Below are 23,200 nucleotides of genomic sequence, written 5' to 3'. Positions count from 1 at the left end.
CGGTCGCCTCGCAGCGGCCGAAGGGAGCGGAGAAACCCGGTGCCCACCATTCAGCAGTTGGTCCGAAAGGGCCGTCAGGCCAAGACGACCAAGACCAAGACCCCGGCGCTCAAGGGGTCTCCCCAGCGGCGCGGCGTGTGCACCCGCGTGTACACCACCACCCCGAAGAAGCCGAACTCGGCGCTGCGCAAGGTCGCTCGTGTCAAGCTCAGCAGCCAGATCGAGGTGACCGCCTACATCCCGGGCGTCGGCCACAACCTCCAGGAGCACTCGATCGTGCTCGTGCGCGGCGGTCGTGTGAAGGACCTCCCCGGCGTGCGGTACAAGATCGTGCGCGGTTCGCTGGACACCCAGGGTGTCCGCAACCGCAAGCAGGCTCGCAGCCGCTACGGCGCGAAGAAGGAGAAGAGCTGACATGCCGCGTAAGGGACCCGCTCCGCGGAAGCCGCTGGTCGCTGACCCGGTGTACAACTCGCCCCTGGTCACCCAGCTGGTGAACAAGATCCTGCTGCGCGGCAAGCGTCAGCTCGCCGAGCGCATCGTGTACGCCGCCCTGGAGGGCTGCCGCGAGAAGTCCGGCACCGACCCCGTCGTCACGCTCAAGCGCGCGATGGACAACGTCAAGCCGACCCTCGAGGTGCGCAGCCGCCGTGTCGGTGGCGCCACCTACCAGGTTCCGGTCGAGGTCCGGCCGTCCCGTGCGACCACGCTCGGTCTGCGCTGGCTGGTGACCTACTCCCGGGCCCGGCGTGAGAAGACCATGGTCGAGCGGCTGATGAACGAGCTGCTGGACGCGAGCAACGGCCTCGGCGCCGCCGTCAAGCGGCGTGAGGACACGCACAAGATGGCCGAGTCCAACAAGGCCTTCGCGCACTACCGCTGGTAACACCTGAGGTTCCGGCGCCCACCGGCGCCGGAACCGCCACCAGTTGTGTCGAGACGACGATAAGTAGGGATTGAAGTGGCCGCCGCAGACGCGCTCGCCAACGTACGCAACATCGGCATCATGGCCCACATCGATGCCGGTAAGACCACTACCACCGAGCGAATCCTGTTCTACACCGGCATCACGTACAAGATCGGTGAGGTCCACGAGGGCGCCGCCGTCATGGACTGGATGGAGCAGGAGCAGGAGCGCGGTATCACCATCACTTCCGCCGCCACCAAGTGCGAGTGGAAGGGCCACACGATCCAGATCATCGACACGCCCGGCCACGTCGACTTCACGGTCGAGGTCGAGCGGTCGCTGCGTGTTCTGGACGGTGCGGTCGCGGTCTACGACGGCGTGGCCGGCGTGGAGCCCCAGACGGAGAACGTCTGGCGGCAGGCGGACAAGTACAACGTCCCCCGGATGTGCTTCGTCAACAAGCTCGACCGGACCGGCGCCGACTTCTTCCGCTGCGTGCAGATGATGATCGACCGGCTCAACGCCACCCCGCTGGTCCTCCAGATCCCGATCGGCGCCGAGTCCGACTTCATCGGCGTGGTCGACCTGGTCGAGATGCGTGCGCTGACCTGGCGCGGCGAGACCCAGAAGGGTGAGGACTACGCGGTCGAGGAGATCCCGGCCGACCTCGCCGACTCGGCCGCCGAGTGGCGCGAGAAGCTGATGGAGACCCTCGCCGACGTCGACGACTCGGTGATGGAGAAGTACCTCGAGGGCGAGGAGATCTCGGTCGACGAGATCAAGGCCGCCATCCGCCGGTCCACCATCGCCGGCAAGGCCAACCCGGTCCTCACCGGTACCGCCTTCAAGAACAAGGGCATCCAGCCGATGCTGGACGCGGTCGTCGCGTACCTGCCCTCGCCGCTGGACATCCCGGCGATCGAGGGTACGGCCACCGACGGCGAGACCCCGCTGCAGCGGAAGCCCTCGGTCTCCGAGCCGTTCTCCGGCCTGGCCTTCAAGATCCAGACCGACAAGCACCTCGGCAAGCTGACGTACGTCCGGATCTACTCCGGCACGCTCGAGTCCGGTTCTCAGGTGATCAACTCCACCAAGGACCGCAAGGAGCGGATCGGCAAGATCTACCAGATGCACGCCAACAAGCGGGAGGAGCGCAGCTCCGCCCAGGCCGGCGACATCATCGCGGTGCAGGGTCTGAAGCAGACCACCACCGGTGACACGCTGTGCGACCCGGCGAACCCGGTCATCCTGGAGTCGATGACCTTCCCGGAGCCGGTCATCGAGGTGGCCATCGAGCCGAAGACCAAGGCCGACCAGGAGAAGCTCAGCACCGCCATCCAGCGGCTGGCCGAGGAGGACCCGACCTTCCGCGTCAAGCTGGACGACCAGACCGGTCAGACGGTCATCTCCGGCATGGGCGAGCTGCACCTGGACATCCTGGTCGACCGGATGCGCCGCGAGTTCAACGTCGAGGCGAACATCGGTAAGCCGCAGGTGGCGTACCGCGAGACCATCCGCCGCAAGGTGGAGAAGGTCGAGTACACCCACAAGAAGCAGACCGGTGGTTCCGGCCAGTACGCCCGCGTGATCATCAGCGTGGAGCCGCTGCCGCTGGGCAACGACGCCCCGACGTACGAGTTCGCCAACGCCGTGACCGGTGGCCGCATCCCCCGGGAGTTCATCCCCTCGGTGGACGCGGGCGCGCAGGACGCCATGCAGTACGGCATCCTCGCTGGCTTCCCCCTGGTGGGCGTCAAGCTCACCCTGGTGGACGGCCAGTACCACGAGGTCGACTCGTCGGAAATGGCGTTCAAGATCGCCGGCTCGATGGCGATGAAGGAGGCGGCCCGCAAGGCCGACCCCGCTCTCCTCGAGCCGATGATGGCCGTTGAGGTCACCACTCCTGAGGAGAACATGGGTGACGTCATCGGCGACCTCAACTCCCGGCGTGGCATCATCCAGGCGATGGAGGAGCGCAGCGGCGCTCGCGTCGTCCGGGCCCTGGTGCCGCTGTCGGAGATGTTCGGCTACGTCGGCGACCTGCGGTCGAAGACCCAGGGCCGGGCTAGCTACAGCATGCAGTTCGACTCCTACGCCGAGGTTCCGAACTCGGTGGCCAAGGAGATCATCGCCAAGGCGACGGGTGAGTGACACTCACCCTCGGCTGATCCGATGACGCGAGGGCGGTCGCGGGAGGGTTCTCCCGCCCGCGGCCACCTCGATCGGATTGTGTGAGACCGGGCCTGTAGGCTTCATCGCCGCAGAACCCACAAAAGCTCTCCGGCCTTCCGGCCGGAAAGGCTGTCGACAGAGTCCTAAGCGCCGCACGGCGCGCCGGGCGAACGAACCAAGAAAGTCCACAGGAGGACACCAGTGGCGAAGGCGAAGTTCGAGCGGACTAAGCCGCACGTCAACATCGGCACCATTGGTCACATCGACCACGGTAAGACGACGCTGACGGCGGCCATCACCAAGGTCCTGCACGACCAGTACCCGGACCTGAACCCGTACACGCCGTTCGACGAGATCGACAAGGCGCCGGAGGAGAAGGCCCGCGGCATCACGATCTCCATCGCGCACGTCGAGTACCAGACCGAGGCGCGTCACTACGCGCACGTCGACTGCCCCGGTCACGCCGACTACATCAAGAACATGATCACCGGTGCCGCGCAGATGGACGGCGCGATCCTGGTGGTGGCGGCGACCGACGGCCCGATGCCGCAGACCCGCGAGCACGTGCTGCTGGCCCGTCAGGTCGGTGTGCCGTACATCGTCGTGGCGCTCAACAAGAGCGACATGGTCGACGACGAGGAGCTCCTGGAGCTCGTCGAGCTCGAGGTCCGTGAGCTGCTCTCCTCGCAGGAGTACCCGGGTGACGACCTGCCGGTCGTCCGGGTCTCGGCGCTGAAGGCCCTGGAGGGCGACCCGGAGTGGACCGGGAAGCTCCTGGACCTGATGAACGCCGTGGACACCGCGATCCCGCAGCCGGAGCGCGAGACCGAGAAGCCGTTCCTCATGCCCATCGAGGACGTCTTCACCATCACCGGTCGCGGCACCGTGGTCACCGGTCGCGCCGAGCGCGGCATCCTCAAGCCGAACGAGGAGGTGGAGATCGTCGGCATCCGTGAGAAGTCGATGAAGACCACCTGCACCGGCATCGAGATGTTCCGCAAGCTGCTCGACGAGGCCCGCGCGGGTGAGAACGTCGGTCTGCTGCTGCGCGGCATCAAGCGCGAGGACGTCGAGCGCGGCATGGTCGTCATCAAGCCGGGCACCACGACCCCGCACACGGAGTTCGAGGCGACGGTCTACATCCTCTCCAAGGAGGAGGGCGGCCGGCACACCCCGTTCTTCCAGAACTACCGCCCGCAGTTCTACTTCCGGACCACGGACGTCACCGGCGTCGTCACGCTGCCCGAGGGCACCGAGATGGTCATGCCGGGCGACAACACCTCGATGACGGTGAAGCTGATCCAGCCCATCGCCATGGAGGAGAACCTGAAGTTCGCGATCCGCGAGGGTGGTCGTACGGTCGGCGCGGGTCGCGTCACCAAGATCATCAAGTGAGCTGGGTAACCCCGATTAGCGTTGCCGCCGGTCGTGCGGCATACTAGTCAGGTTGCGTAACGACAGTCGGTCACCTGCGTCCGGTTGACGCTGGACCTCCGGGAGTCAGACTGTCTCGCGTAGGGTGGTTGGCCGCCATCGGCGGTCAACCACCCTCGCGCGGCGTCCAGGTCGCGGTCCCCGCGATCGGCGCCATGACCCACCGCGTGGTCAGAGAATCGCTCCGGAGTCCCGGGGCGGAGCCTGGCCCACGGGCGCGACACGCCCGACCGCGGGGGTCGGCGGAAGTGGGCCTGTGCCAGCCGGTACAGGCGCCCGCAACACAGCGGCATCGAGAGAAGGAACAGAAGCCACCATGGCGGGACAGAAGATCCGCATCCGGCTCAAGGCCTATGACCACGAGGTCGTCGACTCCTCGGCTCGGAAGATCGTCGAGACGGTGACGCGTACCGGGGCGCAGGTCGCTGGCCCGGTGCCGCTGCCCACGGAGATCAACCGTTTCTGCGTCATCCGCTCGCCGCACAAGTACAAGGACTCGCGCGAGCACTTCGAGATGCGTACGCACAAGCGTCTGATCGACATCATCGACCCGACCCCGAAGACGGTCGACTCGCTCATGCGCCTCGACCTGCCGGCTGGCGTCGACATCGAGATCAAGCTGTAGGGACCGGACAAATGGACAGGCAAGTCAAGGGGATCCTGGGCGCCAAGCTCGGCATGACCCAGGTCTGGGACAACAACAAGGTTGTGCCCGTGACCGTGGTTCAGGCCGGCCCGTGCGTCGTGAGCCAGGTTCGTAGCGCCGACAAGGACGGCTACTCCGCGGTCCAGCTGGCGTACGGGGTCATCGACCCGCGCAAGGTCAAGAAGCCGGTAGCCGGCCACTACGCCAAGGCGGACGTCGCGCCGCGCCGGCACATCGTCGAGCTGCGCACCTCCGACGCCGCGGACTACGCGCCGGGCCAGGAGGTCACGGTCGAGGAGTTCCCGGCCGGCGTCGTGATCGACGTGACCGGCAAGACCAAGGGCAAGGGCTACGCCGGCCCGATGAAGCGGCACGGCTTCCACGGTCTGCGTGCCAGCCACGGTGTCGAGCGCAAGCACCGCTCGCCCGGCTCGATCGGCGCCTGCGCGACCCCGGGTCGCGTCTTCAAGGGCACCCGGATGGCGGGCCGGATGGGTGGCGTGCGCTACACCGTCCAGAACCTGACCGTCCAGGCGGTCGACACCGAGAACAACCTCCTGCTCGTCCGCGGCGCCATCCCGGGCCCGAAGGGCGCGCTGGTCCTGGTCCGCACTGCGGCCAAGGCGAAGGTGAAGAAGGGCGGTGCGGCCAAGTGACCACCGTTGACGTGATCAACGTCGAAGGCGCCAAGAGCGGCTCCGTCGAGCTGCCGGCCGACATCTTCGACGCGCAGGCCAACATCGCCCTGATGCACCAGGTCGTGGTGGCCCAGCTCGCGGCGGCCCGTCAGGGTACGCACAAGACGAAGACCCGCGGCGAGGTCTCCGGTGGAGGCAAGAAGCCGTACAAGCAGAAGGGCACCGGTCGTGCCCGCCAGGGCTCGACCCGCGCGCCGCAGTTCGCCGGCGGCGGCGTGGTCCACGGCCCGGTGCCGCGCGACTACAGCCAGCGCACCCCGAAGAAGATGAAGGCCGCCGCCCTGCGTGGCGCCCTCTCCGACCGGGCCCGCGCCGGCCAGGTGCACGTCGTCGAGGCGTTCGTCTCGGGTGAGAAGCCGTCCACCAAGGCGGCCCTGGCCACGCTGACCAAGCTGACCCAGGCCCGTCGGGTCCTGGTCGTGCTGAGCAGCACCGACGAGCTGAACTGGGTGTCGCTGCGGAACCTGCGCAACACGCAGGACAGCCGGGTGCACCTGATCGAGGCCGGCCAGCTCAACACCTACGACGTGCTGGTGGCCGACGACGTGGTCTTCACCAAGGAGGCCCTGGACGAGTTCCTGGGCGTTCCCGCCGAGACCACCGAGGAGGATGGCAAGTGAGCACGATCGCCGATCCGCGTGACGTCATCGTCGCGCCGGTCGTCTCGGAGAAGAGCTACAGCGAGCTGAACCGCAACTGGTACACCTTCCTGGTGCACCCGGACGCCAACAAGACCGAGATCAAGATCGCTATCCAGCAGATCTTCAACGTCCGCGTCCTGACGGTCAACACGCTCAACCGCGAGGGCAAGCGCAAGCGGACCCGTACCGGGTTCGGCAAGCGCAAGGACACCAAGCGCGCGATGGTGAAGCTGGCTGACGGTGACCGTATCGAGGCCTTCGGCGGCCCGGTCAGCTGAGGGGTGTAGACAATGGCTATCCGTAAGTACAAGCCGACGACGCCGGGCCGGCGTGGCTCGAGCGTTGCCGACTTCGCCGAGATCACCCGGTCGACGCCCGAGAAGTCGCTGCTGGCTCCGCTGCCGAAGAAGGGCGGACGCAACGCCCACGGCCGGATCACCACGCGGCACCACGGTGGCGGCCACAAGCGCCAGTACCGTCTGATCGACTTCAAGCGGGTCGACAAGGACGGCGTGCCGGCGAAGGTCGCCCACATCGAGTACGACCCGAACCGCACCGCGCGCATCGCGCTGCTGCACTACGCCGACGGCGAGAAGCGCTACATCATCGCGCCGAAGGACCTGAAGCAGGGCGACCGCGTCGAGTCCGGTCCGGGCGCCGACATCAAGCCGGGCAACAACCTGCCGCTGCGCAACATCCCGGTCGGTACCACCATCCACAACGTGGAGCTGCGTCCGGGCGGCGGCGCCAAGCTGGCCCGCTCGGCCGGCGTCGGCATCCAGCTGCTCGGCCGTGAGGGCGCGTACGCGACCCTGCGTATGCCGTCCGGTGAGATCCGGCGTGTGGACGTGCGCTGCCGCGCCAGCATCGGCGAGATCGGCAACGCCGACCAGTCGAACATCAACTGGGGTAAGGCCGGCCGTATGCGGTGGAAGGGCAAGCGCCCGACCGTCCGTGGTGTCGCGATGAACCCGGTCGACCACCCGCACGGTGGTGGTGAGGGTAAGACCTCCGGTGGTCGCCACCCGGTCAACCCGCAGGGTAAGCCCGAGGGCCGCACCCGTCGTAAGGGCCAGCCGAGCGACCGGCTGATCGTCCGCCGCCGCTACGCCACGCGTAAGCGCGGCTGAGGGAGATAAGACATGCCTCGCAGCCTGAAGAAGGGCCCGTTCGTCGACGACCACCTGCTCAAGAAGGTGGAGACGCAGAACGACAAGGGCTCGAAGAACGTCATCAAGACCTGGTCGCGGCGCTCGACGATCATCCCGGAGATGCTGGGTCACACGATCGCCGTGCACGACGGACGCAAGCACGTCCCGGTTTTCGTGACCGAGGCCATGGTCGGGCACAAGCTCGGCGAGTTCGCGCTGACCCGCACGTTCAAGGGTCACGAGAAGGACGACCGGAAGAGCCGCCGGCGCTGACGCCGCGGGCATACGGATAGAGGAACAAGGGGTTACAGCGATGCCAGGAAAGGGCGACGCTCCGGTGCTTCCGGGCGCGCGGGCGGTTGCGCGGCACGTGCGCATCTCGCCGATGAAGGCGCGCCGGGTGGTCAACCTCGTCCGCGGCCTGCCCGCGAAGGAGGCGCTCACGGTGCTGCAGTTCGCGCCGCAGGCTGCGAGCGAGCAGGTGTACAAGGTGCTCGCGAGCGCGATCGCCAACGCGGAGAACAACGAGCGGCTGGACCCCGACGCGCTGCTCGTCAGTGAGGCGTTCGTCGACGAGGGCCCGACCATGAAGCGGTTCCGGCCGCGGGCGCAGGGCCGGGCGTACCGGATCCGCAAGCGCACCTGCCACATCACCGTGGCGGTCGAGGCGGTTGCGGCGGCCACGCCGAAGAAGTCGGCGAAGAAGGCCGCTCCGGCCAAGCCGGCCGCTGAGGAGCAGAGCACGACGGAGGGTGCCGAGTAATGGGTCAGAAGGTTCACCCGACCGGGTTCCGGCTCGGCATCTCGACCGACTGGAAGTCCCGCTGGTTCGCGGACAAGCTCTACAAGGACTACATCGGCGAGGATGTCAAGATCCGCCGGATGATGTCCAAGGGCCTCGAGCGCGCCGGCATCTCCAAGGTCGACATCGAGCGCACCCGTGACCGGGTCCGCGTCGACATCCACACCGCCCGGCCGGGCATCGTCATCGGCCGTAAGGGTGCGGAGGCCGACCGGATCCGCGGCGAGCTGGAGAAGCTCACCGGCAAGCAGGTCCAGCTGAACATCATCGAGGTGAAGAACCCCGAGTCGGACGCGCAGCTGGTCGCCCAGGGCGTCGCCGAGCAGCTGTCCAGCCGGGTCAGCTTCCGTCGGGCCATGCGCAAGGCGATGCAGTCCGCGATGAAGAACCCCGCCTGCAAGGGCATCCGGGTTCAGGTCTCGGGCCGTCTGGGCGGCGCCGAGATGAGCCGGACCGAGTTCTACCGCGAGGGCCGGGTTCCGCTGCACACGCTGCGGGCCAACATCGAGTACGGCTTCTTCGAGGCCCGTACCACCTTCGGCCGGATCGGCGTGAAGGTCTGGATCTACAAGGGCGACGCCGTCCCGGGCCGCGAGGCCCCGGCCGAGGCCGCCCCGTCGCGCGGCCCGCGCCGCGACCGTGGCGACCGGCCGGACCGGCCGCGCCGTGGCCGCTCGGGCTCGTCCGGTACGACCGCCGGTGGCACCGAGGCCGGCCGGGCTGCCGCGACCACCATCGCGCAGCAGGCGGAGACGCCGGCCGGTGAGCCGGTCGACAGCAGCGCTGTCGCCGCAGCCGCGACCCAGCCGGCAGAAACGCAGCAGGAGGGCTGACAGATGCTGATGCCGCGCAAGCCCCCGAAGGGCTTCCGCAAGCCGCACCACCCGGACCGCAGTGGCGCGTCCAAGGGTGGTAACCGGGTGGTGTTCGGCGAGTTCGGGATCCAGGCTCTCGAGCCGGCGTACGTGACCAACCGCCAGATCGAGTCGGCGCGTATCGCGATGACCCGCCACATCAAGCGTGGCGGCAAGGTCTGGATCACGATCTTCCCGGACCAGGCCCTCACCAAGAAGCCGGCCGAGACCCGGATGGGTTCCGGTAAGGGTTCGCCCGAGTGGTGGGTCGCCAACGTGAAGCCGGGGCGGGTTCTCTTCGAGATGTCCTTCCCCAACGAGCAGATCGCGCGAGAGGCGATGCGTCGCGCGATCCACAAGCTCCCGATGAAGTGCCGCATTGTTACGCGCGAAGTGGGTGAATCCTGATGGCAGCGGGCGTCAAGCCCTCCGAGCTGCGTGAGCTCTCCGAGGAGGAGCTGGTCACGAAGTTGCGCGAGGCGAAGGCGGAGCTGTTCAACCTCCGCGTGCAGGCCGCAACCGGGCAGCTGGACAACAACCGGCGGCTGCAGGTCATCCGTCGGGAGATCGCCCGGATCTACACGATCATGCGTGAGCGTGAGCTGGGTCTCTCGGCCGCGCCGACTGAGGTGACTGCATCATGAGTGAGAACACCACCGCCCCCGCGCGGTCCCGCCGCAAGGTCCGCGAGGGCCTCGTGGTCAGCGACAAGATGGACAAGACCGTCGTGGTCGAGGTCGAGGACCGCGTCAAGCACGCGCTGTACGGCAAGATCATGCGCCGTACGAGCAAGCTGAAGGTGCACGACGAGCAGAACTCGGCCGGCATCGGCGACCGGGTCCTGATCATGGAGACCCGGCCGCTGTCCGCCACCAAGCGCTGGCGGCTCGTGGAGATCCTCGAGAAGGCCAAGTAGCGAAGGCTCGAGCTCGGCCGGGTCTCGGTCGGGCGCAGGTTCCGCCAGGCTCCGGCCGCCCCGAGCGGCCGGAGAACCGGCAGACATAGGAGATAGACGTGATTCAGCAGGAGTCGCGACTGCGCGTCGCCGACAACACGGGTGCCCGGGAGATCCTGTGCATCCGGGTGCTCGGCGGCTCCGGTCGGCGCTACGCGAGCATCGGCGACGTCATCGTGGCGACCGTCAAGGACGCGATCCCCGGTGCCGGTGTGAAGAAGGGCGACGTCGTCAAGGCCGTCGTCGTTCGGACCGCCAAGGAGAAGCGGCGGCCGGACGGGTCGTACATCCGCTTCGACGAGAACGCCGCCGTCATCATCAAGGACGGTGGGGACCCGCGCGGTACCCGTATCTTCGGCCCGGTGGGCCGGGAGCTGCGGGACAAGCGGTTCATGAAGATCATCTCTCTCGCGCCGGAGGTGTTGTGACCGTGAAGGTCAAGAAGGGCGACACGGTCGTCGTCATCGCCGGCAAGGACAAGGGTGCCAAGGGCAAGGTCATCGCGGCCTACCCGCGGCAGGACAAGGTCCTGGTCGAGGGCGTGAACCGGGTCAAGAAGCACACCCGTATCAGCACCACCCAGCGTGGCGCCAAGACCGGTGGCATCGTCACCCAGGAGGCCCCGATCCACGTCTCGAACGTGATGGTCCTGGACTCCGACGGCAAGCCGACCCGCGTCGGCTACCGGATCGACGACAACGGCCAGAAGGTCCGCATCGCGCGTAGCACCGGTAAGGACCTCTGATGACCACGGCTACCGAAACCAAGACCCTGCCGCGCCTCAAGGAGCGGTACCGCAACGAGGTGGTGGCCGAGCTGCAGAAGCAGTTCGAGTTCGCCAACCCGATGCAGGTGCCGCGGCTGGTCAAGATCGTCGTCAACATGGGTGTCGGCGAGGCCGCTCGCGACGCCAAGCTGATCGACGGGGCCGTCCGCGACCTGGCCACCATCACCGGCCAGAAGCCGCAGGTCCGGCGGGCCACCAAGTCCATCGCGCAGTTCAAGCTCCGCGAGGGCATGCCGATCGGCGCGAAGGTCACCCTTCGCGGCGACCGGATGTGGGAGTTCCTGGACCGGCTGCTCTCGATCGCGCTGCCGCGTATCCGTGACTTCCGCGGCCTGGACGGGCGCAAGCTCGACGGGCACGGCAACTACACGTTCGGCCTGACCGAGCAGTCGGTGTTCCACGAGATCGATCAGGACAAGATCGATCGCCAGCGGGGCATGGACATCACGGTGGTCACGACCGCCACGACCGACGACGAGGGCCGGGCGCTGCTCAAGCTCCTGGGCTTCCCGTTCAAGGAGAACTGAGATGGCCAAGAAGGCGCTGATCCTCAAGGCGGCCGCGAAGCCGAAGTTCTCGGTTCGCGCGTACACCCGCTGCCAGCGGTGCGGGCGTCCGAAGGCGGTCTACCGCAAGTTCGGTCTCTGCCGGGTGTGCATCCGGGAGATGGCCCACCGCGGTGAGCTGCCCGGCGTGTCCAAGGCTTCCTGGTAATAGCCCGGCGCGCTCCGGCGCGTCAGCTGAACTGTCTCTTCGCCGTAGGCCCCGGGCCTGGCCCGGGGAACCCCGGCGAGAAAGGTTGACGAGTTTTCATGACGATGACCGACCCGATCGCAGACATGCTCACGCGTCTGCGTAACGCCAACCAGGCGTACCACGACCGGGTGACGATGCCCTACTCGAAGATCAAGGCGAACATCGCCGAGGTCCTCAAGGCCGAGGGCTACATCGCCACCTGGTCGGTCGAGGAGCCCGAGGAGGGCGCCGTCGGCAAGCGACTGGTCGTCGAGCTGAAGTACGGCCAGAACCGCGAGCGGAGCCTGGCCGGCATCAAGCGCGTGTCCAAGCCCGGTCTCCGGGTGTACGCCAAGTCGGACGGGCTCCCGCGGGTGCTCGGCGGGCTGGGCGTGGCGATCATTTCGACGTCCCAGGGGCTGCTCACCGACCGGCAGGCCCGCAAGCGGAGCGTTGGCGGGGAAGTCCTCGCCTTCGTCTGGTAACGGGAGACAGGTAGAAATGTCGCGTATTGGACGTAAGTCGATCCCGGTGCCTGCCGGCGTCGACATCACGATCGACGGCCGGACCGTCAAGGTCAAGGGCCCCAAGGGCGAACTGAGCCACGTGCTGGCCGAGCCGATCACGGCGGAGCGGGGCGAGGACGGCGAGCTGCACGTCAACCGGCCCAACGACGAGCGCAAGGCCAAGGAGCTGCACGGCCTGAGCCGTACGCTGGTGGCCAACATGATCGTCGGTGTCACCGAGGGCTACCGCAAGAGCCTGGAGATCGCCGGCACCGGTTACCGCGTGACCGCCAAGGGCAAGGACCTGGAGTTCGCGCTCGGGTTCTCGCACCCGGTCCTGGTGCAGGCGCCGGACGGCATCACCTTCACGGTCGAGAAGCCGACGCTGTTCCACGTGGCCGGCATCGACAAGCAGCAGGTCGGCGAGGTCGCCGCCAACATCCGGAAGATCCGTCCGCCGGAGCCCTACAAGGGCAAGGGCGTGAAGTACCAGGGCGAGGTCATCCGCCGCAAGGCTGGAAAGGCAGGTAAGAAGTGAGCGCCACGCTGCTCAAGCGCCGCCGCGGCGTCGCCGCCAAGCGTGCCGTCGGGCGTGCGCGTCGGCACTTCCGGGTCCGCAAGAACGTCAGCGGCACCGCCGAGCGTCCCCGCCTCGTCGTCACCCGCTCCCTGCGGCACATGGTGGCCCAGGTCGTGGACGACACCAAGGGTCACACCCTGGCGTCGGCCTCGACCATGGACGCCTCGCTGCGCGGCGCCGAGGGCGACAAGAGCGCCCTGGCCGGCAAGGTCGGCGCCCTGCTCGCCGAGCGTGCCAAGGCCGCCGGCGTCTCGAAGGTCGTCTTCGACCGCGGTGGCAACCGGTACGCGGGGCGTGTCGCCGCGCTTGCCGACGCCGCCCGCGAAGCCGGGCTCGAGTTCTAGAAACCCCGTCACGAGAGAGAAGGAAGGCTGCTGATGCCAGGTCAACAGCGCCGTGGCGGCGGGTCCGGTGGCAACGAGGGTGGTCGCCGCGACAACCGCCGTGAGGGCGGCCGCGGAAACGCGCCCGTCGAGAAGACCCCGCACCTCGAGCGGGTCGTCGCGATCAACCGCGTCGCCAAGGTCGTGAAGGGTGGTCGTCGCTTCAGCTTCACCGCCCTGGTGATCGTGGGCGACGGCGACGGCACCGTCGGTGTGGGCTACGGAAAGGCCAAGGAGGTGCCCGCGGCGATCGCCAAGGGTGTCGAGGAGGCCAAGAAGCACTTCTTCAAGGTGCCGCGGATCGGTCAGTCGATCCCGCACCCGGTCACGGGCGAGGACGCTGCCGGTGTGGTGCTGCTCAAGCCGGCTTCCGCCGGTACGGGCGTCATCGCCGGTGGTCCGGTGCGTGCCGTGCTGGAGTGTGCGGGCATCCACGACGTGCTCTCCAAGAGCCTCGGCTCGTCCAACCCGATCAACATCGTGCACGCCACGGTGGCGGCCCTGAAGGGGCTCGAGTCCCCGGAGCAGGTCGCGGCCCGTCGTGGTCTGCCAGTCGAGGACGTCGCGCCGGCCGCCATGCTGGCGTCGCGGGCGGGGGTGGCGTCCTGATGGCACGCCTGAAGGTCACCCAGGTCCGGTCCGAGATCGGGACCAAGAAGAACCAGCGTGACTCGCTGCGTTCCCTTGGTCTCAAGCGGATCAACGACGTGGTGGTCAAGGAGGACCGGCCGGAGATCCGCGGCATGATCTTCACGGTCAACCACCTCGTGAAGGTCGAGGAGGTCGAGTAATGACGATCAAGGTGCACCACCTGCGTCCGGCTCCGGGTGCCAAGACCGACAAGACCCGTGTGGGTCGCGGTGAGGGCTCGAAGGGCAAGACCGCCGGTCGCGGTACCAAGGGTTCGAAGGCCCGGAAGAACATCTCGCCGGCGTTCGAGGGTGGGCAGATGCCCATCCACATGCGCCTGCCGAAGATGAAGGGCTTCAAGAACAAGTTCAAGGTCGTGTTCCAGGTGGTCAACCTGGACCGCCTGGCCGAGCTGTTCCCGAACGGCGGCCAGATCGGCCCGGTCGAGCTGGTCGAGGCCGGCGCGGTCCGCAAGGGTCACCCGGTCAAGGTGCTCGGCACCGGCGACCTCGGTGGCGTGTCTCTCCAGGTCTCGGCGCACGCGTTCAGCGCGTCGGCCAAGGAGAAGATCACCGCCGCCGGTGGCTCGGTCACCGAGCTGTAAGGCGATGTCCACGGCGCCCGCTCAGTTGTTCGCAACTGGGCGGGCGCCATGGTCTACCGGCCACGTGTGCGCCGGGTAACATCGGATTCGTTTTATGTAGCCGGGCACATCTGCCCGGACCGGGATCGGACTGTTAGAGTCCGTTCCCAGCCATGGATACCGGGCATGCCGCCCGGCACCACCCCGCCCCGCCAGGATTCGTCACCGGCGGCCCGCGTCGCGCAGGAGGAAGAAGTTGCTGTCCGCCTTTCTCAGTGCGTTCCGTACGCCTGACCTGCGCAAGAAGCTGCTGTTCACAGTAGGCATCATCGCGGTCTACCGGTTGGGCGCCACGCTGCCCAGCCCGGGCGTCTCGTACGGCAACGTGCAGAAGTGCCTCGACACGATCCAGGGTGGCAGCACGGGAGTGCTCAACCTGCTGGATCTGTTCTCCGGTGGCGCGCTGCTCCAGCTCTCGGTCTTCGCGCTGGGCATCATGCCCTACATCACTGCGTCGATCATCCTGCAGCTGCTGACGGTGGTGATCCCGCGCCTGGAGCAGCTCCGCAAGGAGGGCCAGGCCGGGCAGGCCAAGATCACGCAGTACACCCGCTACCTGACGCTGGGCCTGGGTGTCCTCCAGGCCTCGGCGTTCGTGGCGCTGGCCCGCTCCGGCCAGCTGTTCAACAACCAGTGCGACCAGTTCCCGATCGTGCCCGAGGGCACCGGCATCCCGAACTGGCTGACCCTGGGCATCCTGGTCATGACCATGACCGCCGGCACCGGCGTGGTGATGTGGCTCGGTGAGCTGATCACCGACCGGGGCGTCGGCAACGGCATGTCCGTGCTGATCTTCACCTCGATCGCGGCCCGCCTCCCCAGCGAGGGCTGGAAGATCAAGACCACCAAGGGCTGGGGGATGTTCCTCCTCGTCATCGCCCTGGTGCTGGTGGTCATCACCGCTGTCACGTTCATCGAGCAGGCGCAGCGCCGCATCCCGGTGCAGTACGCCAAGCGCATGATCGGCCGGCGGATGTACGGCGGCACGTCGACCTACATCCCGCTGAAGGTGAACCAGGCGGGTGTCATCCCGGTCATCTTCGCCTCGTCGCTGCTCTACCTGCCGCAGCTCGCGCTCCAGTTCTTCGATCAGAACGACCCGGGCAAGGTCCAGGCGTGGATCCAGAACCACATCGTGAAGGCGAGCGCGCCGGAGCACATCGCGATCTACTTCCTGCTGATCATCTTCTTCACGTACTTCTACGTGTCGATCACGTTCAACCCGACCGAGGTCGCGGACAACATGAAGAAGTACGGCGGCTTCGTGCCGGGCATCCGCCCCGGCAAGCCGACCGCCGAGTACCTCGACTTCATCCTCAGCCGGATCACCCTGCCGGGCGCGCTCTACCTGGGCATCGTCGCGATCCTGCCGAACTTCTTCTTCATCTGGCTCGACAACCAGCAGTTCCAGAACTTTCCGTTCGGCGGCACCGCTGTGCTCATCATGGTCGGCGTCGGTCTGGAGACCGTGAAGCAGATCGAGAGCCAACTCATGCAGCGGAACTACGAAGGGTTCCTGCGGTAGATGCGACTCGTTCTGGTTGGCCCGCCGGGCGCGGGCAAAGGCACACAGGCGGAGTTCGTCGCCGCGCACCTCTCGGTGCCGAAGATCTCGACCGGTGACATCTTCCGGGCGAACGTCTCCCAGGGCACGCCGCTGGGCGTCGAGGCCAAGCGGTACATGGACGCCGGCAAGCTGGTCCCGGACGAGGTCACCATCAACATGGTGCGGGACCGGCTCGCCGAGCCGGACGCGAGCGAGGGCTTCCTGCTCGACGGCTTCCCGCGGACCACGCCGCAGGCCGCCGCGCTGGACAAGCTCCTCGCCGACCTCGGCACCGCGCTGGACCTGGTGCTGGAGCTGGTCGTCGACGACGACGAGGTGATCCGGCGCCTGTCCGGCCGGCGCACCTGCCGCGGCTGCGGCAAGATCTGGCACGTCGAGTTCGACTCGCCGAGCCGGGAGGGCGTCTGCGACCGCTGCGGCGCGGAGCTGTTCCAGCGGGACGACGACAAGCCGGAGACCATCGCCGCCCGGCTGCGGGAGTACGCCGAGAAGACCGCGCCGCTGGTCGACTACTACGGCGCCCAGGGCAAGCTGGTGGGCATCGACGCGACCGGCCCGGTGGAGGACGTCACCGTCCGCGCCATCGACGCGCTGCGCTCGTACGGCGGCTGAGGTCCCCCCGCCACCCGGCGGATAGAGTGCGAACAGCGGGGTACGTGCGACGTGCCCCGCTGCTCCGCGTACGCGTAACGAAAGGTAAACACCACCATGCGCCGTCCCCAGCTGGACATCCAGCTGAAGACCCCCGAGCAGATCGAGCTGATGCGGGCCGCGGGTCTGGTCGTCGCCCGTGCCCTGCGCCGGATGCGCGAGGCGGTGGCGCCGGGCGTGTCGACGGCCGACCTGGACGCGATCGCCGAGTCGACCATCCGCGAGGCCGGCGCCGTGCCGTCGTTCAAGGGCTACCACGGCTTCCCGGCGTCGATCTGCTCCTCGGTCAACCAGCAGGTGGTGCACGCCATCCCGTCGCCCGCGCAGGTGCTGCGCGAGGGCGACCTGATCTCGATCGACTGCGGCGCGGTGCTGGACGGCTGGCACGGCGACGCGGCCGTCACGGTGCCGGTCGGCGAGGTCGACCCGGCGCTGCTGAAGATGACGGCGGTGGCCGAGGACGCCATGTGGGCCGGGATCGCGGCGGCGGCGCGGGGTGCCGCCTCCGGCAAGGGCCGGCTCACCGACATCTCCCACGCGGTCGAGACCGCGGTCCGTAAGGGCGGCCGGTACGGCATCGTCGACGGCTACGGCGGCCACGGCATCGGCACCGAGATGCACCAGGACCCGCACGTGCTCAACCACGGCCGCCCCGGCAAGGGCCCGCGCCTGGTGCCCGGCCTGGCGCTCGCCATCGAGCCGATGATCACCATGGGCTCGCCGCGTACCGTCGAGCTGTCCGACGGCTGGACCGTGGTGACCCGGGACGGGTCGATGGCGGTGCACGTGGAGCACTCGATGGCGCTGCTGGACGACGGCGTGTGGGTGCTCACGGCCGAGGACGGCGGACGGGGCCGTCTGGGTGACCTGGTGACCGCCCGGCAGACATCCGTCGACTCTCCGGCGGTCTGAGCGGGCTGCCCCGTACCCGGTCGAGTGCTGCCGCCTTGGCGATCGGGTGCCATGCTTGTCCCCATGGATGAGCGCAACCGGATGCGGGCGGCCGACGCGGACCGGGAGGCCACCGCGGAACGACTCCGGGTGGCGCTGGCCGAAGGCCGGCTCGACCTGGGCGAGTACGACGACCGGCTGCGGCAGGCGTACGGCGCCAAGACCTACGGCGAGCTGGACGAGTTGGTGACCGACCTGCCCGGTCCCCGGCCGGCGGAGAACTCCCTGCCGGCTCCGCGCGCGACCGGGAAGAGCGGGGTGGCCGAGCCGGGCCGGGCGGCCGTCAACGCGCGTAACGCCTGGCTGCTGGGGGTCTGGGGCCCCTGGCTGAAGGTGGCCCTGATCCTCAGCGCGATCTGGTTCGTCTCCCAGCTCGGTGAGGGTGAGTTCGAGTTCGACGACTACTGGCCGATCTGGGTGCTCGGCCCGTGGGGCGCCGTGGTGCTCTACCAGACGATCCAGGGGCTGGCCCACGGGGCGCCGGAGCACGACGCCGAGCGCCGGCGGCGCAAGCAGGTCGAGCGGGAGGCCCGCCGGCGGGCGAAGCGGGAGCTGCCGGAGACGTGACCTGCGTCATATCCGAGCCGTCCGGGTGACAGTCGCGCCGGTCGGTTTGGCGAGCACGTACGGGTCGGCGTACACTTTTGGATCGGCGCACAGCGTCCACTCCGCCATGCCCACCCAGCGCTTCGGTGGGAGTCGGAGCCGCGGCTGGCGCGGGTTTCCTGATCTTGGTCAGTTCACCCGTGTAAGACGTTGTGAGCCGTCCGGAGCAACCGACGTCAGGACAGCGGAGGACATGCCGAAAAAAGACGGAGCAATCGAGATCGAGGGTCGGGTCATCGAGCCCCTGCCGAACGCCATGTTCCGGGTGGAGCTCGCGAACGGCCACAAGGTGCTCGCTCACATCAGCGGCAAGATGCGGCAGCACTACATCCGCATCCTGCCGGAGGACCGGGTCGTCGTCGAACTCTCGCCGTACGACCTGACCCGCGGGCGCATCGTCTACCGCTACAAGTAAGCCTGACGGCGGCCGGGAGACCCGTGTCCGTCTTCGACGTCCGGATCGCGCACCGCCGCGGCTCCGGGCCAGATGGGAAGTAAGGCAACCGTGAAGGTCAAGCCGAGCGTCAAGAGGATCTGCAACAAGTGCCGGGTGATCCGCCGGCACGGCCGGGTCATGGTCATCTGCACCGACCCGCGCCACAAGCAGCGCCAGGGCTGACGCCCCACACATCACCAGCTCGTCCCAGCCGCGGTCGGGTGCGCAGCGCGTACCCCCTCGTGGTTGACCCCCGGTCGGAGGCCGGGGCCCGCTCGGGCAGCGACCGATCCCGGTCGCCGGCGTTCTTGACGCCGGAAGGACAGGGACGGCCGGTAGCGGGGTGGGACGGGTCCACACCTCCGCCACAACATCACGAGGAGTACGCCCGCACATGGCACGTCTAGTCGGCGTGGATCTCCCCCGCGAGAAGCGGATGGAGATCGCGCTCACCTACATCTTCGGGGTCGGTCGTACCCGCGCCCTGGAGACGCTCGCCGCGACCGGCATCTCGCCGGACAAGCGCGTTCGGGACCTCACGGACGAGGAGCTCGTCGAGCTCCGGAACCACATCGAGGGCAACTACAAGGTTGAAGGCGACCTGCGCCGCGAGGTCGCCGCTGACATCCGCCGCAAGGTCGAGATCGGCTGCTACGCCGGTATCCGGCACCGTCGCGGTCTGCCCGTGCGTGGCCAGCGCACCAAGACCAACGCGCGGACCCGGAAGGGCCCGAAGCGGACCGTGGCCGGCAAGAAGAAGCCCGGCAAGAAGTAACTAGGAGCGCACAGACTTATGCCACCGAAGGCTCGTGCCGGAGCCGCCGTCAAGAAGGTCCGGCGCAAGGAACGCAAGAACGTCGCCCACGGGCAGGCGCACATCAAGAGCACCTTCAACAACACCATCGTGTCCATCACGGACCCGACCGGTGCGGTCATCTCCTGGGCCTCCTCCGGCCAGGTCGGCTTCAAGGGCTCCCGCAAGTCGACTCCGTTCGCCGCGCAGCTCGCTGCCGAGGCCGCCGCGCGCCGCGCGATGGAGCACGGCATGCGCAAGGTCGACGTGTTCGTCAAGGGCCCCGGCTCCGGCCGGGAGACCGCCATCCGTTCGCTGCAGGCAGTGGGCCTCGAGGTCGGGCAGATCTCCGACGTCACGCCGCAGCCGCACAACGGCTGCCGTCCGCCGAAGCGTCGCCGGGTCTGAGAGGTTAGAGAGAGATGGCTCGTTACACCGGTGCTGACTGCCGCCGTTGCCGGCGGGAGAAGATGAAGCTGTTCCTCAAGGGCAGCAAGTGCGATGGTCCGAAGTGCCCGTTCGAGTCCCGGCCGTTCCCGCCCGGGCAGCACGGCCGCGGCCGCACGAAGGAGACGGAGTACCTGCTCCAGCTCCGTGAGAAGCAGAAGGCCCGTCGTGTCTACGGCGTGCTGGAGAAGCAGTTCCGCGGCTACTACGAAGAGGCCGTGAGCAAGGAGGCCAAGACCGGCGAGGTTCTGCTGCAGATCCTCGAGTCGCGGCTGGACAACGTGGTCTACCGGGCCGGCTACGCCAGCTCCCGGGACATGGCCCGCCAGCTGGTCAAGCACGGCCACTTCACGGTGAACGGCAAGAAGGTCGACATCCCGTCGTACCGCGTCAAGGAGCACGACATCATCGAGGTCCGGGGCAAGAGCAAGGAGCTCACCCCGTTCCTGGTGGCGCAGGCTCAGGCCGGTTCGCGGTCGGTTCCGGCGTGGCTGGAGGCCATCCCGAGCCAGATGAAGATCCTCGTGCACTCGCTCCCGGCCCGCCAGGTGATCGACACCCAGGTCCAGGAGCAGCTGATCGTCGAGCTCTACTCCAAGTAAGGGCTCGTTGCGGTGGCCCGTCCTTCCGGGCGGGCCACCGGAACAGTTGTGTCGTGGGCGTCAAATAGCGGGCGCCCCGGAAGAGAAGAGAAAAGATGCTCATCAGCCAGCGACCGTCTCTCTCCGAAGAGTCGATCAACGAGACCCGCTCCCGGTTCACCATCGAGCCGCTGGAGCCCGGCTTCGGTTACACGCTGGGCAACTCGCTCCGGCGTACGCTGCTGTCCTCCATCCCGGGTGCGGCGGTCACCTCGATCAAGATCGACGGTGTCCTGCACGAGTTCACCACGATCCCCGGGGTCAAGGAGGACGTGGTCGAGCTCGTCATGAACATCAAGGAGCTGTGCGTCAGCTCCGAGCACGACGAGCCGGTCAGCATGTACCTGCGCAAGCAGGGCCCGGGCGACGTGACCGCCGGTGACATCCAGCCCCCGGCCGGTGTCTCGGTGCACAACCCGGACCTGAAGCTCGCCACCCTCAACGGCAAGGGCCGGCTCGACATGGAGCTGACCGTCGAGCGGGGTCGCGGCTACGTCACGGCGGCGCAGAACAAGCAGGCGGGCGCCGAGATCGGCCGGATCCCGGTCGACTCGATCTACTCGCCGGTGCTCAAGGTGACGTACCGGGTCGAGGCGACCCGCGTCGAGCAGCGGACCGACTTCGACCGGCTGATCATCGACGTCGAGACCAAGCCGTCGATGGGCCCGCGTACCGCGCTGGCCTCGGCCGGCTCGACGCTGGTGGAGCTGTTCGGGCTCGCCCGGGAGCTGGACGAGACCGCCGAGGGCATCGACATCGGGCCGTCCCCGCAGGACGCCCAGCTGGCGGCGGACCTGGCCCTGCCGATCGAGGAGCTGGACCTCACCGTCCGCTCCTACAACTGCCTCAAGCGCGAGGGCATCAACTCCGTTGGTGAGCTCATCGGGCGTACCGAGGCCGACCTCCTCGACATCCGCAACTTCGGTCAGAAGTCGATCGACGAGGTCAAGATGAAGCTCGCCGGGATGGGCCTGGGGCTGAAGGACTCGGCTCCGAACTTCGACCCGGCGCACGTCGTGGACGCCTTCGGCGAGGCGGACTACGACACCGACGACTACCGCGAGACCGAGCAGCTCTAGTCCGCGCTGCCGCCACACCTGAGGAGCACCAAGCATGCCCACGCCCACCAAGGGCCCCCGCCTCGGCGGCAGCCCCGCGCACGAGCGGCTGATGCTGGCCAACCTGGCCACTGCGCTGTTCCAGCACGGCAAGATCCAGACCACCGAGACGAAGGCCCGGCGGCTGCGTCCGCTGGCCGAGCAGCTCATCACCAAGGCCAAGCGCGGCGACCTCGCCTCGCGCCGCCGCGTGCTGGGCGTCGTCAAGGACAAGGACGTGGTCTACGCCCTGTTCGACCAGATCGCGCCCCGGTACGCCAACCGCAACGGTGGCTACACCCGGATCGTGAAGACCGGTCCGCGCAAGGGTGACGCCGCTCCGATGGCGATCATCGAGCTGGTGGAGGAGCTTCAGGTCGCCGAGCCGAAGGCGAACAAGAAGACCGCCGCCCGCAAGGCCGCCCAGCAGGACAAGGTCGAGGCCCTGGCCCCGGCCGAGGAGACCCCGCGCTCCAGCGCCGGTGACCAGGACGCCGAGGCGCCGGTCTCCGCGTCGGGTGACACCGCCGCCGCCCGTGAGGACAGCGACGAGGCCACCGAGAACGACAAGGCCTGAGATCAGGCTCGACCGGGCCCGGCATCCCCTCGGGGGTGCCGGGCCCGTCGCCGTCGACAGGAGGTACGAGGTGGACGAGCGGACCCGGCTGCGGCTGGACGTCTCGTACGACGGCACCGACTTCTCCGGCTGGGCGCCCCAGCCGACCCGGCGCACAGTGGCCGGCGTGCTCATGCAGACGCTGGACCTGGTGCTCGGCGCGGGCACGGCGACCGGCCTGACAGTGGCCGGGCGTACCGACGCCGGCGTGCACGCCATCGGGCAGGTCTGCCACCTCGACCTGCCCGCCGCGGTGTGGCGGGAGCACGAGGGGCGGTTGCTGCGGCGGCTGGCCCGGCTCCTGCCGCCGGACGTGCGGGTCCGCGCGATGACCGAGGTGCCCGCCGACTTCGACGCCCGCTTCTCGGCCACGTTCCGGCGCTACGAGTACCGGGTCACCGACGCCCCGTGGGGCGCCGAGCCGCTGCGTCGCGGGGACACCCTGGCCTGGCCGAAGCCGCTGGACCTGGCGGCGCTCAACGCCTCCGCCGCCGGACTGGTGGGCGAGCACGACTTCGCCGCGTACTGCCGGCGCAAGGAGAACGCGACCACGCTGCGCGAGGTGACCCGGCTGGACTGGCGGCGCGACCCGGACGGGATCCTGGTCGCCACCGTGCAGGCCGACGCGTTCTGCCAGAACATGGTGCGCAGCCTGGTCGGGGCGATGCTGGTGGCGGGCGACGGGCGGCGTCCGGTCCTGTGGCCGGCCGGCCTGCTGACCCGGCGCGAGCGCTCCAGCGAGGTGACAGTGGCGCCCGCGCACGGCCTCGCCCTGGTCGAGGTGGGCTACCCGGCCGACCCGGCCGAGTACGCCCGCCGCGCCGAGGAGACCCGCCGGTTGCGGGTGCCGGTGGCCGAGGGCTGAGCCCGG

The 23,200-nt window shown here is 68.4% G+C and carries 37 protein-coding genes; all 37 read left to right on the top strand.

The genetic code is table 11. The features are described 5' to 3' along the window. Positions 1-39: 39 nt before the first annotated feature. The 37 genes from rpsL (at position 40) to truA (ending at position 23,194) form a co-directional block, all read left to right on the top strand. The gene (gene rpsL, locus ACN27D_RS10000; RefSeq protein WP_007465318.1) at positions 40-414 is read left to right on the top strand and encodes a 30S ribosomal protein S12; all 375 of its coding nucleotides are present in this window, start codon (positions 40-42) and stop codon (positions 412-414) included. A 1-nt stretch (position 415) separates the two neighbouring features. Then, positions 416-886 (top strand): 30S ribosomal protein S7, encoded by a 471-nt coding sequence (gene rpsG / locus ACN27D_RS09995; protein ID WP_013288637.1) that lies wholly within the window; start codon positions 416-418, stop codon positions 884-886. 75 nt (positions 887-961) lie between these two features. After that, positions 962-3,058, top strand: coding sequence for an elongation factor G (gene fusA / locus ACN27D_RS09990; protein ID WP_013288636.1), 2,097 nt, complete (start codon positions 962-964; stop codon positions 3,056-3,058). A 222-nt stretch (positions 3,059-3,280) separates the two neighbouring features. Then, positions 3,281-4,474: an elongation factor Tu gene (gene tuf, locus ACN27D_RS09985; protein ID WP_013288635.1), complete on the top strand. Its 1,194-nt coding sequence runs from the start codon at positions 3,281-3,283 to the stop codon at positions 4,472-4,474. 355 nt (positions 4,475-4,829) lie between these two features. Further along, on the top strand, positions 4,830-5,138 hold the full coding sequence (gene rpsJ, locus ACN27D_RS09980) for a 30S ribosomal protein S10 (RefSeq protein WP_007073037.1): 309 nt from the start codon (positions 4,830-4,832) through the stop codon (positions 5,136-5,138). Between the two features lie 11 nt (positions 5,139-5,149). After that, positions 5,150-5,815, top strand: a complete 666-nt coding sequence (gene rplC, locus ACN27D_RS09975) for a 50S ribosomal protein L3 (RefSeq protein ID WP_120573086.1) — start codon at positions 5,150-5,152, stop codon at positions 5,813-5,815. After that, entirely contained in the window at positions 5,812-6,477 is a 666-nt protein-coding gene (gene rplD / locus ACN27D_RS09970; protein ID WP_120573087.1) for a 50S ribosomal protein L4, read from the top strand. The genes rplC and rplD overlap by 4 nt, the downstream gene beginning before the upstream one ends. Further along, the gene (gene rplW / locus ACN27D_RS09965) at positions 6,474-6,776 is read left to right on the top strand and encodes a 50S ribosomal protein L23 (protein ID WP_013288632.1); all 303 of its coding nucleotides are present in this window, start codon (positions 6,474-6,476) and stop codon (positions 6,774-6,776) included. The genes rplD and rplW overlap by 4 nt, the downstream gene beginning before the upstream one ends. A 12-nt stretch (positions 6,777-6,788) precedes the next feature. Beyond that, positions 6,789-7,628 carry a 50S ribosomal protein L2 gene (rplB, locus tag ACN27D_RS09960; RefSeq protein WP_013288631.1) on the top strand — a complete coding sequence of 280 codons (840 nt, stop codon included), beginning with the start codon at positions 6,789-6,791 and terminating at the stop codon, positions 7,626-7,628. Between the two features lie 12 nt (positions 7,629-7,640). Further along, on the top strand, positions 7,641-7,922 hold the full coding sequence (gene rpsS / locus ACN27D_RS09955; protein WP_007073032.1) for a 30S ribosomal protein S19: 282 nt from the start codon (positions 7,641-7,643) through the stop codon (positions 7,920-7,922). A 40-nt stretch (positions 7,923-7,962) separates the two neighbouring features. Continuing rightward, positions 7,963-8,412 (top strand): 50S ribosomal protein L22, encoded by a 450-nt coding sequence (rplV, locus tag ACN27D_RS09950; RefSeq protein WP_013288630.1) that lies wholly within the window; start codon positions 7,963-7,965, stop codon positions 8,410-8,412. Beyond that, positions 8,412-9,284: a 30S ribosomal protein S3 gene (gene rpsC, locus ACN27D_RS09945; protein ID WP_047891645.1), complete on the top strand. Its 873-nt coding sequence runs from the start codon at positions 8,412-8,414 to the stop codon at positions 9,282-9,284. Before rplV ends, rpsC begins: the two co-directional genes overlap by 1 nt. A 3-nt stretch (positions 9,285-9,287) precedes the next feature. After that, positions 9,288-9,713, top strand: a complete 426-nt coding sequence (gene rplP, locus ACN27D_RS09940; protein ID WP_007465292.1) for a 50S ribosomal protein L16 — start codon at positions 9,288-9,290, stop codon at positions 9,711-9,713. Next, complete coding sequence (rpmC, locus tag ACN27D_RS09935) at positions 9,713-9,949, top strand: 50S ribosomal protein L29 (RefSeq protein ID WP_013288628.1); 237 nt, start codon at positions 9,713-9,715, stop codon at positions 9,947-9,949. The genes rplP and rpmC overlap by 1 nt, the downstream gene beginning before the upstream one ends. After that, complete coding sequence (gene rpsQ, locus ACN27D_RS09930) at positions 9,946-10,221, top strand: 30S ribosomal protein S17 (protein ID WP_013288627.1); 276 nt, start codon at positions 9,946-9,948, stop codon at positions 10,219-10,221. Before rpmC ends, rpsQ begins: the two co-directional genes overlap by 4 nt. Positions 10,222-10,319: 98 nt before the next feature. Next, positions 10,320-10,688 (top strand): 50S ribosomal protein L14, encoded by a 369-nt coding sequence (gene rplN / locus ACN27D_RS09925; protein WP_007073026.1) that lies wholly within the window; start codon positions 10,320-10,322, stop codon positions 10,686-10,688. Beyond that, complete coding sequence (gene rplX / locus ACN27D_RS09920) at positions 10,685-11,005, top strand: 50S ribosomal protein L24 (RefSeq protein ID WP_013288626.1); 321 nt, start codon at positions 10,685-10,687, stop codon at positions 11,003-11,005. Before rplN ends, rplX begins: the two co-directional genes overlap by 4 nt. Then, on the top strand, positions 11,005-11,574 hold the full coding sequence (gene rplE / locus ACN27D_RS09915; protein ID WP_018784556.1) for a 50S ribosomal protein L5: 570 nt from the start codon (positions 11,005-11,007) through the stop codon (positions 11,572-11,574). The genes rplX and rplE overlap by 1 nt, the downstream gene beginning before the upstream one ends. A gap of 1 nt (position 11,575) precedes the next feature. After that, entirely contained in the window at positions 11,576-11,761 is a 186-nt protein-coding gene (locus ACN27D_RS09910) for a type Z 30S ribosomal protein S14 (RefSeq protein WP_007073023.1), read from the top strand. Between the two features lie 98 nt (positions 11,762-11,859). After that, positions 11,860-12,267: a 30S ribosomal protein S8 gene (gene rpsH / locus ACN27D_RS09905; protein ID WP_013288624.1), complete on the top strand. Its 408-nt coding sequence runs from the start codon at positions 11,860-11,862 to the stop codon at positions 12,265-12,267. Positions 12,268-12,283: 16 nt separating this feature from the next. Continuing rightward, positions 12,284-12,826 carry a 50S ribosomal protein L6 gene (rplF, locus tag ACN27D_RS09900; RefSeq protein WP_073828942.1) on the top strand — a complete coding sequence of 181 codons (543 nt, stop codon included), beginning with the start codon at positions 12,284-12,286 and terminating at the stop codon, positions 12,824-12,826. After that, the gene (rplR, locus tag ACN27D_RS09895; protein ID WP_030501605.1) at positions 12,823-13,212 is read left to right on the top strand and encodes a 50S ribosomal protein L18; all 390 of its coding nucleotides are present in this window, start codon (positions 12,823-12,825) and stop codon (positions 13,210-13,212) included. The genes rplF and rplR overlap by 4 nt, the downstream gene beginning before the upstream one ends. Before the next feature lie 33 nt (positions 13,213-13,245). Beyond that, on the top strand, positions 13,246-13,860 hold the full coding sequence (gene rpsE / locus ACN27D_RS09890; RefSeq protein ID WP_013288621.1) for a 30S ribosomal protein S5: 615 nt from the start codon (positions 13,246-13,248) through the stop codon (positions 13,858-13,860). Continuing rightward, positions 13,860-14,042 carry a 50S ribosomal protein L30 gene (gene rpmD, locus ACN27D_RS09885; protein WP_013473693.1) on the top strand — a complete coding sequence of 61 codons (183 nt, stop codon included), beginning with the start codon at positions 13,860-13,862 and terminating at the stop codon, positions 14,040-14,042. Before rpsE ends, rpmD begins: the two co-directional genes overlap by 1 nt. Then, a complete protein-coding gene (gene rplO, locus ACN27D_RS09880) occupies positions 14,042-14,485 on the top strand; it encodes a 50S ribosomal protein L15 (RefSeq protein WP_091426377.1) in 444 nt (147 codons plus the stop codon). Before rpmD ends, rplO begins: the two co-directional genes overlap by 1 nt. A 235-nt stretch (positions 14,486-14,720) precedes the next feature. Next, complete coding sequence (gene secY, locus ACN27D_RS09875) at positions 14,721-16,049, top strand: preprotein translocase subunit SecY (protein ID WP_120573088.1); 1,329 nt, start codon at positions 14,721-14,723, stop codon at positions 16,047-16,049. Further along, positions 16,050-16,703 carry an adenylate kinase gene (locus ACN27D_RS09870; protein ID WP_013288618.1) on the top strand — a complete coding sequence of 218 codons (654 nt, stop codon included), beginning with the start codon at positions 16,050-16,052 and terminating at the stop codon, positions 16,701-16,703. 96 nt (positions 16,704-16,799) lie between these two features. Next, positions 16,800-17,654: a type I methionyl aminopeptidase gene (map, locus tag ACN27D_RS09865; RefSeq protein WP_120573090.1), complete on the top strand. Its 855-nt coding sequence runs from the start codon at positions 16,800-16,802 to the stop codon at positions 17,652-17,654. 63 nt (positions 17,655-17,717) lie between these two features. Beyond that, positions 17,718-18,260 carry a DUF1707 SHOCT-like domain-containing protein gene (locus ACN27D_RS09860; protein WP_421498967.1) on the top strand — a complete coding sequence of 181 codons (543 nt, stop codon included), beginning with the start codon at positions 17,718-17,720 and terminating at the stop codon, positions 18,258-18,260. Between the two features lie 232 nt (positions 18,261-18,492). Beyond that, the gene (infA, locus tag ACN27D_RS09855) at positions 18,493-18,714 is read left to right on the top strand and encodes a translation initiation factor IF-1 (RefSeq protein ID WP_007073013.1); all 222 of its coding nucleotides are present in this window, start codon (positions 18,493-18,495) and stop codon (positions 18,712-18,714) included. 90 nt (positions 18,715-18,804) lie between these two features. Beyond that, positions 18,805-18,918 (top strand): 50S ribosomal protein L36, encoded by a 114-nt coding sequence (gene rpmJ, locus ACN27D_RS09850; RefSeq protein ID WP_012184307.1) that lies wholly within the window; start codon positions 18,805-18,807, stop codon positions 18,916-18,918. 211 nt (positions 18,919-19,129) lie between these two features. Beyond that, positions 19,130-19,510 carry a 30S ribosomal protein S13 gene (rpsM, locus tag ACN27D_RS09845; RefSeq protein ID WP_013288614.1) on the top strand — a complete coding sequence of 127 codons (381 nt, stop codon included), beginning with the start codon at positions 19,130-19,132 and terminating at the stop codon, positions 19,508-19,510. 18 nt (positions 19,511-19,528) lie between these two features. Then, positions 19,529-19,936 carry a 30S ribosomal protein S11 gene (gene rpsK, locus ACN27D_RS09840; protein ID WP_013288613.1) on the top strand — a complete coding sequence of 136 codons (408 nt, stop codon included), beginning with the start codon at positions 19,529-19,531 and terminating at the stop codon, positions 19,934-19,936. A 14-nt stretch (positions 19,937-19,950) separates the two neighbouring features. Next, entirely contained in the window at positions 19,951-20,577 is a 627-nt protein-coding gene (rpsD, locus tag ACN27D_RS09835) for a 30S ribosomal protein S4 (protein WP_120573092.1), read from the top strand. Between the two features lie 95 nt (positions 20,578-20,672). Beyond that, positions 20,673-21,695 (top strand): DNA-directed RNA polymerase subunit alpha, encoded by a 1,023-nt coding sequence (locus tag ACN27D_RS09830; protein ID WP_007073009.1) that lies wholly within the window; start codon positions 20,673-20,675, stop codon positions 21,693-21,695. A 34-nt stretch (positions 21,696-21,729) separates the two neighbouring features. Next, positions 21,730-22,290 (top strand): 50S ribosomal protein L17, encoded by a 561-nt coding sequence (gene rplQ, locus ACN27D_RS09825; protein WP_013288611.1) that lies wholly within the window; start codon positions 21,730-21,732, stop codon positions 22,288-22,290. A gap of 70 nt (positions 22,291-22,360) precedes the next feature. Beyond that, the gene (gene truA / locus ACN27D_RS09820; protein WP_421498966.1) at positions 22,361-23,194 is read left to right on the top strand and encodes a tRNA pseudouridine(38-40) synthase TruA; all 834 of its coding nucleotides are present in this window, start codon (positions 22,361-22,363) and stop codon (positions 23,192-23,194) included. Positions 23,195-23,200 lie beyond the last annotated feature (6 nt).

It is taken from the genome of Micromonospora sp. WMMD1274 (genome assembly GCF_049179035.1).
GTDB lineage: Bacteria > Actinomycetota > Actinomycetes > Mycobacteriales > Micromonosporaceae > Micromonospora > Micromonospora tulbaghiae.
This window is presented reverse-complemented; position numbering and strand designations above follow the sequence as displayed.